This is a genomic window from Bacteroides sp. 3_1_23, assembly GCF_000162555.1.
Taxonomy (GTDB): Bacteria; Bacteroidota; Bacteroidia; order Bacteroidales; family Bacteroidaceae; genus Bacteroides; species Bacteroides ovatus.
The window spans coordinates 2,377,441-2,396,195 of sequence record NZ_GG774949.1 but is presented as its reverse complement, the minus strand read 5'-3'; the positions used below and the strand labels follow the sequence as shown (position 1 = coordinate 2,396,195).

Annotated in this window: 14 protein-coding genes; 10 read left to right on the top strand and 4 right to left on the bottom strand. The window is 41.8% G+C overall.

Features of this window, described 5'->3' with window-relative positions:
* Positions 1-15: 15 nt before the first annotated feature.
* The 4 genes from HMPREF9010_RS14885 to HMPREF9010_RS14900 are packed head-to-tail and all read left to right on the top strand — an operon-like array spanning position 16 to position 6,076.
* On the top strand, positions 16-1,209 hold the full coding sequence (locus HMPREF9010_RS14885) for a DUF5013 domain-containing protein (RefSeq protein ID WP_008648444.1): 1,194 nt from the start codon (positions 16-18) through the stop codon (positions 1,207-1,209).
* Between the two features lie 49 nt (positions 1,210-1,258).
* Positions 1,259-3,298, top strand: coding sequence for an IPT/TIG domain-containing protein (locus HMPREF9010_RS14890; protein WP_050428261.1), 2,040 nt, complete (start codon positions 1,259-1,261; stop codon positions 3,296-3,298).
* Positions 3,299-3,356: 58 nt separating this feature from the next.
* The gene (locus HMPREF9010_RS14895) at positions 3,357-4,655 is read left to right on the top strand and encodes an alginate lyase family protein (RefSeq protein WP_008648440.1); all 1,299 of its coding nucleotides are present in this window, start codon (positions 3,357-3,359) and stop codon (positions 4,653-4,655) included.
* Between the two features lie 14 nt (positions 4,656-4,669).
* Positions 4,670-6,076 carry a glycosyl hydrolase family 28 protein gene (locus tag HMPREF9010_RS14900; protein WP_008648439.1) on the top strand — a complete coding sequence of 469 codons (1,407 nt, stop codon included), beginning with the start codon at positions 4,670-4,672 and terminating at the stop codon, positions 6,074-6,076.
* Between the two features lie 439 nt (positions 6,077-6,515).
* Here the strand turns inward: HMPREF9010_RS14900 and uxuA are convergent, their stop codons facing one another.
* Together uxuA and HMPREF9010_RS14910 are read right to left on the bottom strand one after the other, a co-directional pair.
* Positions 6,516-7,703, bottom strand: a complete 1,188-nt coding sequence (gene uxuA / locus HMPREF9010_RS14905; protein WP_008648437.1) for a mannonate dehydratase — start codon at positions 7,701-7,703, stop codon at positions 6,516-6,518.
* Between the two features lie 29 nt (positions 7,704-7,732).
* Positions 7,733-8,548, bottom strand: a complete 816-nt coding sequence (locus tag HMPREF9010_RS14910) for an SDR family oxidoreductase (RefSeq protein ID WP_008020332.1) — start codon at positions 8,546-8,548, stop codon at positions 7,733-7,735.
* A gap of 120 nt (positions 8,549-8,668) precedes the next feature.
* Here HMPREF9010_RS14910 and HMPREF9010_RS14915 point away from each other — a divergent pair, with 120 nt between their 5' ends.
* Positions 8,669-9,550: an AraC family transcriptional regulator gene (locus tag HMPREF9010_RS14915; RefSeq protein ID WP_004310215.1), complete on the top strand. Its 882-nt coding sequence runs from the start codon at positions 8,669-8,671 to the stop codon at positions 9,548-9,550.
* 70 nt (positions 9,551-9,620) lie between these two features.
* On the top strand, positions 9,621-11,570 hold the full coding sequence (locus HMPREF9010_RS14920) for a glycoside hydrolase family 97 protein (RefSeq protein ID WP_008648435.1): 1,950 nt from the start codon (positions 9,621-9,623) through the stop codon (positions 11,568-11,570).
* A 217-nt stretch (positions 11,571-11,787) separates the two neighbouring features.
* On the opposite strand, the gene HMPREF9010_RS14925 is transcribed toward HMPREF9010_RS14920, so the two are convergent.
* On the bottom strand, positions 11,788-12,171 hold the full coding sequence (locus HMPREF9010_RS14925) for a DUF3037 domain-containing protein (RefSeq protein ID WP_008648434.1): 384 nt from the start codon (positions 12,169-12,171) through the stop codon (positions 11,788-11,790).
* Entirely contained in the window at positions 12,161-12,931 is a 771-nt protein-coding gene (locus tag HMPREF9010_RS14930) for a HipA family kinase (RefSeq protein ID WP_008648433.1), read from the bottom strand. The genes HMPREF9010_RS14925 and HMPREF9010_RS14930 overlap by 11 nt, the downstream gene beginning before the upstream one ends.
* Positions 12,932-13,082: 151 nt before the next feature.
* Between HMPREF9010_RS14930 and HMPREF9010_RS14935 the strand changes: the two genes are divergently transcribed.
* From HMPREF9010_RS14935 to HMPREF9010_RS26555, 4 genes are all read left to right on the top strand, one after another.
* The gene (locus HMPREF9010_RS14935; RefSeq protein WP_008648432.1) at positions 13,083-14,693 is read left to right on the top strand and encodes a hypothetical protein; all 1,611 of its coding nucleotides are present in this window, start codon (positions 13,083-13,085) and stop codon (positions 14,691-14,693) included.
* An 82-nt stretch (positions 14,694-14,775) separates the two neighbouring features.
* The gene (locus HMPREF9010_RS14940; RefSeq protein WP_032852534.1) at positions 14,776-16,698 is read left to right on the top strand and encodes a glycoside hydrolase family 127 protein; all 1,923 of its coding nucleotides are present in this window, start codon (positions 14,776-14,778) and stop codon (positions 16,696-16,698) included.
* Between the two features lie 127 nt (positions 16,699-16,825).
* Positions 16,826-18,070 carry a serine hydrolase gene (locus HMPREF9010_RS0124325; protein WP_008648430.1) on the top strand — a complete coding sequence of 415 codons (1,245 nt, stop codon included), beginning with the start codon at positions 16,826-16,828 and terminating at the stop codon, positions 18,068-18,070.
* A complete protein-coding gene (locus HMPREF9010_RS26555; protein ID WP_008648428.1) occupies positions 18,067-18,738 on the top strand; it encodes an alpha/beta fold hydrolase in 672 nt (223 codons plus the stop codon). Before HMPREF9010_RS0124325 ends, HMPREF9010_RS26555 begins: the two co-directional genes overlap by 4 nt.
* Positions 18,739-18,755 lie beyond the last annotated feature (17 nt).

Genomic DNA, 18,755 nt, shown 5'->3' with positions numbered 1-18,755 from the left:
AATACCATAGATTATATGAAGTTTTTATTCAAATATACATTTCACTTGGCAATACTTGCTTGTGTTTCCGCACTTTTCTCCGGTTGTGAGCAAGACCCCAAGTATAGAGTTTATGATTATCCTGTGCCAGTAGTGGAGAGCATTTATCCTACGGACGGATATGTCACTACACAGGTAGTTATTACGGGAACCAATTTTGGTGACCGTGCTGAAGCAGTGAAAGTTTTCTTCGGTGAAGCCCAATCCAATAAAGTACTCGATTGCAAAAATAACCGTTTGGTAGTGGAAGTGCCGGAAACTGCAGTAACAGGCAATCTGTCTTTACAGATTTATAATAAAAAGGTGGAGAATATCGGTCATTATACAGTACTGCCTACGCCACGTGTCATTACAGTGACTTCTGATAGTGAAGACGGTGAAGGGGTAGCCGATACGGGAGACAAGGTCACTATAACAGGTGAAAACTTTGGTACGGATCCATCCGATATTTCTGTTAGTTTCAATGGAACGCCGGCCGAATTTGAGCTGGTGGATGAGTCTACTATTGTTGCGACAACTCCTGCTGATTATCAGACAGGTAGTGTGACTGTGACTATTCACGGATATACAATGACAGGTGGTGCAATGTTCAATCCTAACTCGAAGGGTGATGTGACAGTGCTTTATCTTCAAAACTATAAGCAGCCGTTTGCCAAGGCAAATGATGAAAGTTGGAAGAACGGTGAATGGTGGACTCCGGCAGTGTGGAATCAAAATGTAGCATCGTTCAATGCAAAAGGCAATACGACTGTTTCCGGAATGCAATATAAATCAGAAGAAGGCTTAACGTTAGCATTCCAGAATGGATGGGATAAAGAAGCTTATACGAATGGGAAAATGTGGCAGGTTGCTACGCTCCGTCCTGGTAAATACAGACTGGAAGTCACTTATGCATATACATTGGTAGTTACTGATGCGGGGAACTTTATTTCCGTATTGATAGCTAAAGGAGATAGTGAAAGTGATATACCGAATGTCGCTGATCTTGAGCAACTAAATGGAGTTTATGTGGCCTATGATAAAATGGGAACAGCGAATGATTCGGGTACGTTGGTTACACCTTCATTTGAAGTGACGGAGACAACGGATGTTGTCATTGGATTCCTGACTTCTCTGGCTAAAGGTAATTCATACTTTAAGGTGACAGAATTGAAATTGATTCTTGAATGATGTGGAAAAAGAAAAAAGAGTAATTCATCGTGATAATATAATTAAGATTATGAAGAAAATATATAACTATCTGTTTCCCGTTTTTCTCTCGCTTTTCGCATTAGCTGCTTGTGACGAGGATAACGAAGAAATTGTTTCAATGAGTTACACTGATCCTGTGGCGACTGTAACAAAGATAGATCCCGTAGAAGGATATGTTGGGAATGAGTTTACCGTAAGTGGCAGTGATTTTGGTATCATAACAGAAGATGTGAAAGTATTTATCGGTTCCCAGGAGGCAGTAGTAGTCTCCTGCGCCGATGATGCTATCCTTGCGAAAGTGCCGGAATCGGCAACAAACGGAAAGATAACCGTTGAGGTTTTCGGGCAACGTGTGGAGACTGATCTAGTTTATCGTGTACTTGGTAAGCCGGGTGTCAGCGTAGTGAAACCTTCTTATGGTTTTCCGGGTGCCAGTATCGTTTTCGAAGGACAAGAATTTGTTTCTTCTAAAACACTGTATACTTTGACTTTCGGGACTTCCACAGACAAGGCAGAGATTGTGGGTACACCTACTGATACCGAATTTACGGCCAAAATTCCCGAGACAGCTGTCAGTGGAGTTATGACACTTATTATGGCAGAACAAACGATTGATTTGGCTTCTTATCCTTTCACTGTGTTGAAGCATGCAACGCTTGATACTCCTAAGGAAGACGAACCGGTTCCATCAGGTTTTGCTGGCAGTAAATTTGCAATAACAGGAACCAATCTTGTGCAAGAATTGCTGGATAAGTCTGTTGAAGGGTTGGAGCCTTTGAAAGTAACTTTCTTTAAAGCTGGCGGAGAACCTGTAGAAGCTGCAATAGATACAGATAATTTGACGGATAAGAGTATTCCACTCACTGTACCTGCTTCGTTGGAAGCCGGAGATTATACAATTACTGTCATTACTCCGTTTGAAGCTATCGGGACACAGTTGAAATATACGGTATTACCGATGCCGACAGTAACAGGCATTTCAACGAAAGCCGGATACATTAATGCGGAAGTAACGATCATTGGTCAGAACTTTGGTACGAAAGCTGAAAATATTCAGGTCTTTTTCGGAGAAACAGTTTGTGATAAAGTGACACTGAATGATAAAGGTAATATCGTAGTGAATGTTCCCAAAGGAGTTTCATCTGAAGCTCCGGTGAAGATTAAACTGATAATTCAGGGTAAGGAAATAGAGATGGGCGAATCAGGCACATTTGAGGTTTGGGCAACTCCGGAAATCACTTCTGTTGAAACACCGTATATTTATCCTTATGGTACATTAGTAAAAGCCGGACAGGAAATAGCATTTACAGGAAAAGGTTTTGGAACGGATAAGAATTCTGTTACAGTTACTTTTGAGGGAATATCCGTACCCGTTACGGTTAAAGAGATTACTACGACTTCTATTACTGTAACGGTTCCGCAAGGTTTCAATGGTGGAAAAGTAACAATGGTGTTTGAAGGTATTGCACAACCCGTAGAGAGTGATATATTGCGACCTCTGCCGACGGATGGAGATATTTCTCAATATGTACTCATGAACTATAAACAGCCTTTTGAATATGTAAAAGAAGGTGGAGATAAAGGATTCCATAAAAAAGGAGAGTGGGCAAAAGCTGCTTATTGGATAGTTCAGAACTCTAACTTGACTGCTGGTGAAGGAGGTGCTGCTGTTGATTTGGCATTTAAAACGAAATATGGTGATGGAAGTGATGCAGGTTTGGCTTTACAAACAGATTGGGGATTTGACAATCCTAAAAATGATGGTAAGGTATATCAGACTTCTCATCTTCAAAAAGGAAAATATAAGTTGACGGCACACGTTTATGAATATGATGGCAGAGGTTTTACCGGTTATGTTGCGGTTTGTAAAGGTAATGAGATGGCAAATACGAGTGATATACCAAGTAAGAGTTTGGCAAACGCTTCTATTTCGGGTACGGGTGATGTAGTAGTTGATATTTCTGTTGAAGAGCCTACCGATGTTGTCATTGGTTTTGTATGTACGATTACAGTAAAACAAGGACGGGCTAAGATAGATAATTTCAAATTAGAGTTAGTAGAGCAATAAACTATAATTGGGTGCACCGTAATCAATGGTAGATGCGGTGTACCATTAAACCAAAAAAATGATGAAAAAGATATATTATATAGTCGTGGTATTCGCTATCCTGTTTTTGGCAGGATGTGGTGACGGCATTGACCTTCCGGGTGTCAATGTGGAAACTGATTTGAATAAAATTCCTCTTCCTGATAATAACGTAAATTTGGAACAAGTTGAACTTAAACCGTCAACGGAACCCATGTTGCATGAAGGGTTGCATACAGAGGAAGACTTCCAGCGTATCCGGGATAAAAAAGCTGCCGGAGAAGAGCCTTGGGTAAGTGCTTATCAATTATTAGTAGAAAGTCAGTTTTCGCAGAAGACGGCAGATACTTATCCTACGGAATGGATTAAACGTGGAGTTTCCGGTGATGAAAATTATATGAATGCAGCCAGAGGAGCCACTATTGTATATCAGCAAGCGCTTCGTTGGAAAATTGAACAAGATGATGAATATGCGGCAAAAGCGGTGGAGAATCTGAATAAGTGGGTACAGACTTGTGTAGGTGTAACAGGTAATACGAATTTATCGCTTGCTGCAGGACTTTATGGTTATGAATTTGCTATTGCCGGTGAATTATTGAGGGATTATGGAGGATGGGATCGTGCGGACTTCGCAGCGTTCCAGAATTGGTTGCTTAAAGTGTTTTATCCTGCTAATGATGATTTCCTGAAACGTCATCACGATACGAATGCGTTACATTATTGGGCTAACTGGTGTCTTTGTAATATAGCGGCTAAAATGGCTATCGGCATTGTAACCGATCGTCGTGATATTTATAATGAAGGTATCGCCCATTTGCAGACGGGTGATACAAACGGACGTTTACGTCGTGCTATCTATCACGATTATGCACCGGACTATAACTTTGCTCAATGGCAGGAAAGTGGACGTGACCAAGGACACACGTTGATGTGTGTCGGATTGATGGGAATTATTTGTCAGTTGGCATGGAGCCAGGGAGACGATTTCTTTGCTTATGATGATAATCTCTTCCTACGGGCCTGCGAATATGCCGCTTGCTGTAATTATACCAATGAGACTGTACCATATACTACTTATATATGGCAAAAACAGAGTCAATGGGGATATCCGATTCCGGAAGAACAAACAACACTTGGTGGCGGTAAATGGATCAAACGTGCGATATGGGCGTTGCCTTACTATCATTACAAAGGGATAAAAAACATCTCGGATGATAATCTCAAATATACTAAGATTGCTACCGAATATGTAGGAATAGAAGGCGGCGGCGGTTATTATGATGCTAACTCTGGTGGGTATGATGTACTTGGACTCGGTACATTGATGTATGCACAATAAATGAATAATTCAAAATGAATAGATTGATACGAATAGCGCTTACATTTTTACTTGTAATGACTTCAGGAGTTATACAGGCAGAAATTGTCATCTATCCGGTGCCACAAGGCATCTACTATGCCCGCCATAATGACGATTATACAGTAAAAGTACGGCAAGTGGGTGAAAAAGATTGGGTAGACCTTTACGAATATAATGTAAAGGTGGATATGGATACCAAGTCGGATGCAACCATGGTACAGTTTGATTTTTCCGGTAAAGTGGAAGTGCTGGTGCAAAAGAATAACGGGGAACTCCGTTCAGCAGTAGTGCGTCCACTATCTAAAGGCATTCAGCCGGAGATAGACGGAAATTTTCTGCTGTTCACATTGGATAAACCACAAAAGCTCTCTGTAGAGTTCAACGGTGACCGTTTGAATAATCTGCATGTGTTTGCCAATCCGATCATTGAGAATGTGCCTGATAAAAGTGATCCGAATGTGATGTATTTTGAGTCCGGCATACACGAACCCACAGATGTGGCAGGCAAATGCTTCCGTATTCCTTCCAACACGACTGTCTATCTGGAAGGTGGAGCGGTGCTGAAAGGTTGCCTGACTTGCGACAGTGTAGAGAATGTAAAGATTCTCGGACACGGTATGTTGCTTGAACCGCAGCAGGGAATATCGGTGGCATACTCCAAGAATGTACTGATTGATGGAATTACAGTTGTCAACTCCCGTCACTATACAGTTTCCGGTGGACAATCACAGGGAATTACTATCAAGAATCTGAAATCATTCAGTTATCAGGGTTGGAGTGATGGATTGGATTTTATGTCTTGCTCGGATGTAGTGATTGATGATGTTTTTCTTCGTAATTCAGACGACTGTATAGCCATCTATACGCATCGTTGGAATTATTATGGAGATTCTCGTAATATCCGTGTACTTAATTCTACACTATGGGCGGATATTGCTCACCCTATCAATATCGGTACGCATGGAAATACGAAAACAGGAGATGAGGTTTTAGAAGATATATTGTTCAAGAATATCGATATCTTGGAACATGATGAGGACGATCGTGATTATCAAGGCTGCATGACTATTAATGTAGGAGATCACAATCTGGCACAAAACATCACTTTTGAGGATATTCGTGTGGAACATATCCAGGAAGGACAGTTATTTCATCTTCGGGTGATGTATAACCAAAAATATAACACAGGTCCCGGCAGAGGTGTCAGAAACATAACGTTCCGTAATATTTCATGTACCGGGAAATATATCAGTCCTTCTTTGATGGAAGGTTATGATAAGAATAGGAAGGTTGAGAATATTTTGTTTGAGAACATAATGTTGAACGGCAAACGGATCACTTCTTTGGAAGAACTGAATATAGATAAAAAAGATTTTGTAGGGAAGATACAGATAAAGTAGCTAACAAATAAAAGATTGTGTTGATTTTACCCTCACACTCTCACCCGGCTCTCAATCCCTTTATCCATCGTACTTTCGTGGGTGAGGGTAAAGGTGAGGGTAGTGTGAGGGTAAAATTTACCCTCACACTGCCGACGCTTACCAAATGATATGAGTATGCATTGGCATTGAAAGGTTTAGCTATTGAGAGAACAGTCCGTTGTATTTATTGTATCGGAATTATATGATTATAACTAAAAGCCTAGAGACAGAATGGTTGTTTCTTGTCTTTGAGACAGAATCTTCCTGCTTTAGAAACTATAGTTTCCCGCCTTTGGAACTGGAGTTTCGAGCCTTTGGAACTAAAGTTTCAAGACGGGAAACCATCAGTTTCAACGCTTGAAACAAATAACGAGGTTATTGCTCTGACGAAGCTCTGACTATATCAGTACTGTAATGATTATAATATTATCTGTCGTCTTTTCTCATCATCTACTACAGCCATCATTCCCTCTACTTGTGCAAGAGCCAGCATACGTCCGTGGAAGGAATATCCCGGATTATAACCTTTATCTTCATCTCCCAGCATCATTCGTCCGTGGTCTACACGCATTGGTAATCCCGGATTCTCATTTTCGAAGATACGGATAAGATCAATCAGATGTCCTCTTCCCGTAAGATGGGAGCTTTCAATGAAGTTTCCACCTTGCATGGCAGCTGTGCTGCGCAGATGTACGAAATGAGTTCTTTTTGCAAATTTCTTAGCCAACTCACGTGTATCGTTATGTTCGCCTGCACTCAAAGAGCCTGCACAGAAAGTCAATCCATTATGAGGATTATCTACGGCATTCAGGAACCATTCAATATCATTTTCATTGGTAACGATACGTGGTAAACCTAATACCTGGAATGGAGGGTCATCCGGATGTACGCACATATTAACTCCATATTCTTCGCATACAGGCATGATTGCAGATAAGAAATAACGCATATTTTCACGCAAAGCATCCCGGTTTATATCTTTGTACAAAGCAAGTAACCGCTTGAAGATGGAAACCGGATTTTTATCTCCTTCTTTGATATTGCCATTAACAAAACCTTGAGTCTTGACAATGATCGTATCAATCAAAGCGTCTTTTTCTGCTTCTGTGATAACCTTATCCAACTCGGCAACTTTATGCAGTTCTTCTTCTGTGTAGTCTTTTTCAGCTCCTTCACGTTCCAGTATTTTGATGTCGAAGTAAGCGAAACGAATACGGTCGTAGTAAAGCGAACTGGTACCGTCCGGCCAAGGGTACTGTAAATCCGTACGTATCCAGTCGATTACCGGCATGAAGTTGTAACAGACTGTTTTCACTCCGCATTTACTTAGGTTGGCAAGACTTACTTTATAATTTTCAATCAACTGTTCACGTTCCGTACCCGCATATTTGATTGCCTCACAAACCGGAAGGCTTTCCACGACCGACCAGCGCAACCCATACGATTCAATATACGATTTTAAATCGTTGATGGCTTCTACTGTCCAAATCTCTCCGTTCGGTACCTCGTGTAATGCAGTGACGATTCCTTCAACACCTATCTGACGGAGCATCGGCAAGGTGATTTTATCTTTCTTGCCGAACCATCTCCATGTTTTTTCCATCATAGCGTTTGAATAAATTAAAAGATTAAATATTAAACGCCGCTGAATGCACTGAAACCACCATCGATAGGCAACATAGCTCCCGTTACGAAACTAGCGGCTTCACTGCACAGGAATTGTACAGCACCGTTCAATTCTTTGATATCGCCGAAACGATTCATCGGAGTTTTGGCTAACACCTTTTTACTTCTGTCGGTCAATGAACCATCCGGGTTGATAAGTACACGACGGTTTTGGTCACCGATAAAGAATCCCGGAGCGATAGCATTTACACGGATACCATCACCGTATTTCAGTGCCATTTCGCTTGCCAGCCATTGGGTGAAGTTGGCTACTGCCGTTTTAGCGGCCGAGTAACCCGGTACACGGGTGATAGCACTATAAGCAGCCATAGAAGATACATTGATGATGCATCCTTTCTTCTGTTTTGCCATTACCTTACCGAATATCATAGACGGATAAACTGTACCGTTCATATTCAGGTTAGTCACTTTTTCCCAGCAAGAGATGTCCATATCATAGAAGTGCTGATCCGGTTCGAGAGTAGCTCCCGGCATATTGCCACCGGCAATGTTCAATAGAATATCGATCTGTCCCCATTTGGCTACGACTTCTTCGGCTACTTTCTCCAGGCTGGCGATGTCAAGTACATTACCGATGATGCCGATTACATCGTTACCGTATTGCTTAAGTTCAGCCACACGGTTGTCCAGTTGCTCCTGACGAATGTCAATAGCTACAACTTTTGCTCCCTGCTGTACAAAGTGTTGGGCAATATTTCCGCCCAGTACACCACCTGCTCCGGTAATAACAGCAACTTTACCGGCAATACTAAATAATTCGTTCATGTTTTCTATCAAATGTTTTTATGAATGGATGCAAAAATAGCGGGTTTTTATACATGCTATGATGCGTATTTTTGCAAGATATTTACCTATCTTTGCAAAAGCAGTTTAGAAAGGAGATTTATGAAGAAGATAATGAATGAGAAGTTGACTATTACGACTTCTAATCCCGTCCGTGCCCGCTTTTATGAATATCCACGTTTCACGTATCCGTGGCATTTTCATAGTGAGTATGAAATTATTTATGTGGAGAAGGGAGAGGGGGATTGTCTGGTGGGTGACAGCATTATCTCCTATTCAAAAGGTGATTTGATTCTTTTCGGTTCCGAACTGCCTCATAGTATGCAAAGTCCACCGGACGGCGGGGAAGAATCTGATAACGAAGAAAAATCCGAACTGAAAGTAAGAGGAGTCAATATTCAGTTTGAAAAAGACTTCATGCATTATTCTATATCTCAATACTCCCAGTTTATTCCTATCAGGAATTTATTGGAGGATGCTTGCAGAGGAATTAAATTCACAATTACCCGTTCGGGGAAAATCATTAAGCTATTAAAACAAATACCTTCTGCCAAAGGAGTAGATCAAATTATCCTGTTGCTTTCACTCCTACAAATGATGGCTACCAGTAATCACAGGAAGTATCTGACTACTTCTCATTATACTCCGTCTCCTTCGATTATGCGTAATGAAAGAATGGAAAAAGTGATTGCCTATTTGAATAAACATTATACCGAGTCTATCGGTCTGGATGAAATTGCTTCTTATACAGCGATGAACCCTACTGCTTTCTGCCGATACTTTAAAGAAAACACAGGAAAAACATTCAAAGAGTATGTACTTGATATGCGTATCGGATATGCTTGTAAACTATTGAATAGTAGTATGATGAATATATCTCAAATCAGTGCTACTTGCGGATTTGAATCACCTGTACATTTTAACCGCATTTTTAAAAGGGTGACAGGAATGACACCTACTTTTTATAGGGAACAGATGGAATAAGCTTTTCAGGCAATAAACATTTGAGTATAATTTCTTTCTCGTTCGTATATAATAGGAAAGATGAATAAACATGAACGTAAATAGAATGAAGAAAAGAATTTTGCTTTTGTTGTTGGTGATACCGGCATTGATAAAAGCGCAAGATGTGATGACAGAAACCCGTCAGGAACTGACGTCTCCTGATGGAGCTTATCGTTTTACCTTTTATCAACGTGCGGTAGGAGAGGATAATGCACAAATGTATTATACCTTGACTTATAAAAATCGTCCGGTGATTGAAGAAAGTAAACTGGGTGTTCTGATTGAAAATCAGTTGTTTGAATCGGCGTTGGGTATACCGAATGATACTTGTCATTTTTGGTGTGAGAATCTGAAGTTGACGGGGACTGAACATCAAAAGACGGACGAGAGATGGAAGCCTGTATATGGCGAGCGTGCGGAGGTTCGTGATTGCTATAATGAGATGACCTTGAAGTTCAAGAAAGGAGAAGGAAAAGGTAATCGGGATGGTGGTTATGATAAGCGTAAAAACTACTTTATGAATATCATAGTCCGCGCCTATAATGAAGGAGTTACTTTCCGCTATCATTTTCCGGAAATGACAAACGGGCTTTTCTTGCATATCGTCGGTGAGCAGACTAGCTTCACAATGCCTGAAGGAACGATGGCGTATTATGAACGTTGGGCACAAGGGCCTTATGAACTCCGTCCGTTGGAAGGATGGGGCAAAGAGGAGAGTGAGCGTCCTTTGACATTGAAACTGCCTGATGGATTATCTGTAGCCTTGTTGGAAGCGGAAATGGTGGATTATGTTCGTGGTAAATTCCGTTTATCGGCAGAGAAACCTTCCACTTTGGAGACAAGCCTGTATAGTAGCGTCGATATTATTTCTCCTTACAGTACTCCGTGGCGTGTAATCATGGTTGGCGAACGTCCGGTCGATTTAATTAATAATAATGATCTTGTCTTGAATCTGAATCCGGCTTGCAAACTGGCTGATACTTCTTGGATCAAACCCGGGAAAGTATTCCGTTCGGGCGACTTGAAACAAGATAGAGTAAAAGCGGCCATTGATTTTGCGGCAGAACGCGGTATTCAGTATGTACACATGGATGCAGGCTGGTACGGACCGGAAATGAAAATGAGTTCGGACGCTACTACAGTTTCTTCTGATAAAGACCTTGATATACCTGCTTTGTGTAAATATGCCGAATCGAAAGGAATCGGACTTATGGTGTATGTCAATCAGCGTGCATTAGTGCAGCAGTTGGATACTCTGTTGCCTTTGTATAAAAAATGGGGATTGAAAGGTATCAAGTTCGGTTTTGTACAGATAGGTAATCAGCGTTGGAGTACTTGGCTGCATGATGCAGTTCGTAAATGTGGAGAATATGGTCTGATGGTAGATATTCATGACGAATATCGTCCGACAGGTTTCAGCCGTACTTATCCTAACCTGATGACGCAGGAAGGTATTCGTGGAAATGAAGAAATGCCGGATGCCACACACAATACGACTCTCCCTTTTACCCGCTATCTGGCAGGTGCAGGAGACTATACGCTTTGCTATTTCAATAACCGGGTGAAGAATACGAAAGCACATCAGTTGGCGATGGCAGCTGTGTATTACAGTCCTTTGCAATTTATGTTTTGGTATGACAGACCGGAATTCTACCAGGGAGAAGAAGAACTGGAATTTTGGAAAGCAATTCCGAGTGTATGGGATGACAGCCGCGCGTTAGATGGGGAGATTGGTGAATATATCGTTCAGGCACGTCGTTCGGGGAATGACTGGTTTGTAGGAGCAATGACGAATACGGAAGCCCGCACAATTACATTGACTACGGATTTTCTGGAATCAGGTAAGAAGTATATGCTTCACCTGTACGAAGATGATGACAAGCTGAATACACGAACGAAAGTACGCAGTACTCATAAGAAGATAAAAGCCGGAGATAAGCTTGTTTTGAAGCTAAAAGCAAGTGGCGGAGCCGCATTGCATTTCACTCCGCTTAAGTAGGCAAGTTTATGTTTCTTTTTAGGCACGGATAACGCAGATTACACTGTTGCTTTATGCAACCATCATTTCTAAAACCGTGAAATCCGTGTAATCCGTGCCTGAAAAATATAGTGAGGTATTATTTGCTATAATTAATCAACCACTTCACCATTTCCGGGTCGTAATGAGAGAAGAGGAGAGTTTTCTCATTCATTGAGTGGAAAGGTTATTCAAGGAATTAAAGAACTAATTCCTTGAACAACCTTTCTAAAGTATTATCTAAATCTGTAGAGAATCCCGGATGAGGACGGGATACTTGAATACAGGAGCTTTTTACCGCAGTCAGCCACCGGAAGCGGTCCGGAATGTCCATATTGGCAATAACTCCTCCTTCTTTATTTCCCTGACAAATCTTGTCGAAGACTTTCAGACCTTCTATCAGACAGTTGATGTCCAATTCGGAAGAGAACAGTTTCAATTTGTTTTCGTCTATTGTATAAAGGGATTTAAGATACTTGCACCGTTTGGAAAACAGTACAATACCTACATTAATAAATTCCTCACGTTCAACCCTGGGGACGAAACGGATGACTGCGTATTCATATAAGTGCCTATCTTGCATTTTGCGCTTCATTTACAAATGTTTCGGAATGGTTTATCCTTTCTTCTAAAAATTGAATATAAATATCTCTCAGGTCTTGCGGAGTTTCCTGCCCGTCCGTCCAGTTCAGCCAGTCATCGGGAACTGCATTGACTATTTCCCGGATTTTATCAGAAGTCAGCAGTTGCTTGAACTCAGCATCCACCTCTTCCAATTTATCGGCAAACGGCAACAGCACATGGTCTTTTATCTGCACGAACGGACTAAGCGCATGCTTTTGCCAAGTAGTCCATGAATGGTGAAAATAGAGGGAAGCCCCATGGTCAATCAACCACAGTTCCTTATGCCACATCAGCATATTTGTATTTTTGATAGTACGGTCTACATTGGTCAATAAGGCATCCAGCCACACAATTTGCGAGGCTGTCTTACTGTCCACTTTATGCACAACGGGGTCGAACGTTAATGCTCCCGACAGAAAATGCAGCCCCAGATTCAACCCGCGGCTCCATTGCAGTAAATCCTGTATTTCTTCGTCCGCTTCCGTCCGTCCGAAAGCCTCGTCCAGGTTCAGAAAAACAATCTCTGGTACTCTGAACCCCAACGTACGGGCAATTTCCCCGCCAATCAGTTCGGCAATCAGCGCTTTCGTCCCGTGTCCTGCCCCTCTGAACTTTACCACATACTTAAATTCATCGTCAGCTTCGGCCAAAGCCGGTAATGAGCCCCCTTCCCGCAGGGCAAGAATATATCTTGTGACATTTGCTGTACGTAAATCCATATAACTCCTTTCTTAATAGAGAATAAAGATACAACGTTTTTGTGAAATAGCCAGTGAAAGACTTCCGATAATAATAGTTTTTTATATTTTTCGGTTGAGTATATGTAGTCATTACTGCGTATTATATGGGAGAATGATAAATGAATTAAACATGAAACTATTTCGGTTTTTTATATTTGTAATATTGGCTGTTAGTTTATTACCAAGTAGCATAGCTGCCGAATGGCAGTGGTCCGTGCAGATTTCGGGTATTGTTTCCAACGAGACGAATGACCATCCGCAGGCTTTTTTATGGATACCGTCTGATTGTGTCCAAATAAAAGGGGTTATGATAGGTACTCATAATATGACGGAAGAAACTCTGTTTGAGAACGCCTTGTTTCGGGAGAAAATGTCTGAAATAGGTCTGGCACTGATATGGATAACTCCGGGGTGGGATCAGAAATGGGACATAACTGCCGGAAGCCAAAAGGCATTTGAACAAATGTTGGATGACTTTGCTTCTGTTAGCGGATATAACGAATTGAAATATGCTCCGATTGTTCCGTTCGGACATTCGGCAATGGCTACCTATCCGTGGAACTTCGCTGCTTGGAATCCCGACCGCACATTAGCCATTATCTCTTTACATGGAGATGCGCCACGCACTAACCTTACCGGATATGGTCGTGACAATATGGAGTGGGGGAAACGTACGATTGACGGCATCCCTGGATTGATGATTGAAGGCGAATACGAATGGTGGGAAGACCGTGTAAATCCGGCTTTGGCATTCCGTATGATGTATCCTAAAAGTTGCGTCTCTTTCCTTTGCGACACAGGACGCGGGCATTTCGATATAGCCGACCGTACCGCTGGTTATATTGCGTTGTTCTTAAAGAAAGCACTGGAATATCGTATGCCCGCAACGTATGATTTGGATAAGCCTGTGGAATTGAAGAAGCTGAATCCGCAGAATGGCTGGCTTGCCGAAAGGTGGCATCCGAATCAGAAGAAACGTGCAAAAGCTGCTCCTTATAAAGAGTATAAAGGAGACTCGCACGATGCATTCTGGTATTTCGATAAGGAAATGGCTGAAATGACGGAAGAACGCTATCGCCGGGAAAGAGGTAAGAAACCACAATATTTAGGTTTTGTACAAAAGGGGCAATTACTCACATATAATCCCAAATCCCATGTGAAAGTTGCCGCCCGCTTCCTGCCGGAAAAAGACGGATTGACTTTTCATCTGAAAGCTGTATATACGGATAGCTTGCATACTGCAATTTCTGGCGAACATTCGCTCACTTCTCCTGAAATAACCCGTATCTGTGGTCCGGTTCAGAAAGTGAACGACACAACCTTTACTGTCCGTTTCTACCGTATGGGAATGTACAATAAGCGCCGTACGGGAGATATTTGTCTTCTAGCCAGCAATGATGGTGACAAGCACTATAAAAGCACTGTTCAGGAACTTAGTTTCCGGATTCCCTATCGCAATACGGAAGGTAAACGCCAGCATATTCTTTTTCCGGGTCTTGACGATGTGAAGAAAGGCACGGAAACTATCTCTTTACATGCAACTTCCGATTGCGGGCTACCCGTATATTACTACGTGAAAGAAGGGCCGGCAGAAATAGAGGGAAACAAGTTGGTATTTACTCGAATTCCCCCACGCAGTAAGTTCCCGTTGAAAGTGACTGTGGTGGCATGGCAATATGGATTGGCAGGAGAAGTACAGACTGCCGAACCGGTAGAACGGAGTTTTTTCATTTATCCATGAAATATTAAATTCGTATTTTTGCATTGAGTAATAGGCGGAGTCTATTCGTATCCAATAATAAATAAGGATATTAAAAATGATTATGAATAAGAAATCTTTAGTTGCAATCGCATTATTGGCAGTATCGGCTATATCGTCGGCTCAATCTGTGTACCCCGGACAGCACCAGGGGAAAATGAAAAAAGAGACAGTGGCTCCTGTTCGGGTAGAAAGTTTTGATTTGAAAGACGTCCGTTTATTACCGAGTCGCTTTCGTGACAATATGTTGCGGGATTCCGCATGGATGACCTCTATCGACGTAAGTCGCCTGTTGCATAGTTTCCGGACAAATGCCGGAGTCTTTGCCGGTCGTGAAGGCGGTTATATGACAGTGAAAAAACTCGGTGGTTGGGAATCCTTGGACTGTGAACTTCGCGGACATACTACCGGACATCTGCTTTCGGCTTACGCTTTGATGTATGCTGCTACCGGAAGTGAGATTTTCAAGCTGAAAGGGGATAGCCTTGTCAACGGGCTGACCGAAGTTCAGAACGCTTTGAAAGGCGGATATTTAAGTGCTTTTCCCGAAGAACTGATAAACCGAAATATCCGTGGAAAGAGTGTTTGGGCACCTTGGTACACCTTGCATAAGCTTTATTCCGGTCTGATAGACCAATATCTGTATGCAGATAATCAGCAGGCTTTGAAAACAGTGACTAAAATGGGCGACTGGGCTTATAACAAACTGAAGCCACTTAGTGAAGAAACCCGCAAACTCATGATACGCAATGAGTTTGGAGGTGTCAACGAATCATTCTACAATTTGTATGCTATCACAGGAGATGAACGTTACCGTTGGTTGGCCGAATATTTCTACCATAATGATGTAATTGACCCGTTGAAAGAACTTCGGGACGATTTGGGAACCAAACATACGAATACGTTTATCCCGAAAGTCATAGCCGAAGCGCGTAACTATGAACTGACAGAGAATGAGACTAGCAAAAAGCTCTCGGAATTCTTCTGGCATACCATGATTGACCACCATACTTTTGCTCCGGGATGCAGTAGTGATAAGGAGCATTTTTTCGACCCGAAGAAATTTTCTAAACACTTGACCGGCTATACCGGAGAAACCTGCTGTACTTATAATATGTTGAAACTTAGTCGTCATCTTTTCTGTTGGACGGGCGATTCATCTATTGCCGATTATTATGAAAGGGCACTATATAATCATATCCTGGGACAGCAAGATCCGGAAACAGGAATGGTTACTTATTTCTTACCCTTACTTTCGGGCTCACATAAACTGTATAGTACCAAAGAGAACTCTTTCTGGTGTTGTGTCGGCAGCGGATTCGAAAATCATGCTAAATATGGAGAAGCTATCTACTACCACAACAACCAGGGAATCTACGTAAATCTGTTTATTCCTTCCCAAGTCACCTGGAAAGAAAAAGGATTAACCCTTCTCCAGGAAACGGAATTTCCGAAAGAGGAAACGACCCGGTTTATTATTCGTGCCGAGAAACCGGTTCGTACTACTGTTTATCTAAGATATCCTTCATGGAGTAAAAAAGCGGAAGTTCTTGTGAACGGTAAAAAAGTAGCAGTAAAACAAAAGTCGGGTTCTTACATCGCTATCACCCGTGACTGGAAAGATAATGACCGTATCTCGGCTACTTACCCGATGCAGATTGAATTGGAAGCCACTCCCGATAATCCGAATAAAGTGGCTTTATTGTATGGCCCGTTAGTGCTTGCCGGAGAACGGGGTACGGAAGGTATGCAGGCTCCCGCACCTTTCTCTAATCCTGCTCTTTATAATGATTATTATACTTATAATTTCCATGTGCCTGCCGATTTGCGTACCTCATTGAAAGTAGATATGAAACATCCGGAACGTACTTTGCAGCGTACAGGAAAAGAACTGAAATTTACAACAGAACAAGGAGATGTGATTCGTCCGCTTTATGATTTACATCATCAGCGTTATGTGGTATATTGGGATTTGCAGTCGAAATAGAAAAATTTAAGAACGAATTACACGAATTACGCGGTTTTATAATTATAATTGCATCAAATATAATTGCATCAAACAACAGCGTAGTTCGTGTAATTTGTGTTTAATACGAAGTTAATAGATAACGAAAATGAAGGGAAGATTATTAATCATAATTTTTATAAGTATCTGTTTTATTGCAGGTTCCTGCAATGTATCATCCGTACAAGGGAGTCGTTATAACTTCTCTTCATTAGATTCTGTTATTCAAGGCTGGGTGAGTAAAGAGTACTATCCAGGTGCTTCTATCTGTGTAGTAAAGAATGATTCTGTCATTTTTCAGAAGAACTATGGTAGCTATACTCCTGATACAAAAGTATACGTAGCCTCTGCCGGAAAATGGGTGGCGGCTGCTGTTATCGGAGCGGTTGTGGATAGTACCAGTTTGGACTGGGATGACCCTGTGGAAAAGTGGTTGCCGGAATTTAAGGGAGATGCCAAAGGAAAAATCCTTTTGCGACAATTGTTATCTCATACTTCCGGAGTGCGTCCCTATCTTCCTGAACCGCGTGTAGATAATTACAATCATCTGGATTCCGCCATTATTGAGATATTGCCGTTAGATACGGTTTTTACTCCGGGAAGCCGGTTCCAATATGGAGGGCTTGCCATGCAGATTGCCGGAAGAATGGCGGAAGTGGCAATGGGGAAAGAGTTTGAAACTCTTTTTCAGGAATTATTAGCACAGCCATTAGAAATGAAAAATTCTCATTTTACTCCGATAAATACAGATGGCGGACATGCCCCGATGTTAGGTGGTGGTCTGTGTACTACCTTGAACGATTATATTCATTTCCTGTCTATGATTTATCACGAAGGAATATATCATGATAAGCGGATACTGACAACCGAGACTGTAAAGGAAATGCAGGCCGACCAAGTGAAAAATGCTGTTGTTTCTCCCGGAGAATATACGGAAAGAGCATTGGGACAGTCTCATAATGGCATTTACGGATTAGGTGAGTGGCGTGAACTGGTCGATAAAAAGACAGGAGAAGCCTATCAAATCAGTTCACCAGGATGGGCTGGCGCTTACCCGTGGATCAATAAACGGGAGAATGTTTATGGCTTCTTTATTGCTCATGTAGTCGGTGCTTCCAGTAAAGAAGATGGTTTCTCATCTTTTTATGGTAGTCCTGTAATTTCGAGAACTGTTTCAGAGATTGTAAAGGGACATCCGTTGGTTGTGAAACAAGGCTGCGTTGAAGTGGGCAACGGTTCTCTTTACTATGAGGAAGCCGGCACAGGTGCTCCCGTCATCCTTGTTCATGGTCATTCTTTGGATCATCGTATGTGGGATGAACAATTTTCCGTACTGGCAAAAAATATCGTGTGATCCGCTATGATTTGAGAGGATATGGCATTTCGTCTTCACAAACGGAAGACTATCAATTCACACACGCTGAAGATTTAGTTACTTTGATGGATTCTTTGCACATCAAGAAAGCGCATATCGTCGGACTTTCTTTGGGTGGGTTTATTACTGCTGATATGTTGGCGTATTTCCCTGACCGGATGTTATCTGCTTTTTTAGCCAGTGGAAACATTCGGAAATCGAAAGGCCCAAGTGAACCGATGACTCCGGAAGAAGCAAGAGTACGTGATAAGGAGATTGCTGCTTTGAAAGAGAAAGGGGTAGATGTGATGAAGAAAGAGTGGTTTGAAGGATTGATGAAATCCGGTGGAAGTCAGCGTGAACGAATGCGTGAGTCTCTATGGAAAATGATCGATGAGTGGGATGCGTGGCAACCTTTACACAAAGAAGTACGGGTGGTAGCTGGTTTGGATGCCATCGAGGAATTGAAAAAGAATCATCCCGATGTACCTGCTTTAATTGTTGAAGGTCATTCTTCCGGTAACCGATTCTCAAAAGAACCTCCCATTTTACAATATCTTCCCAATGGAAAACTGAAAGTAATTGACGATTGCGGACACATGCTGAATATGGAACGCCCGGAAGAATTTAATGCTGCATTGGAAGAATTTTTGAAAAGCGCTCAATAAAGAATAATATTGTAACT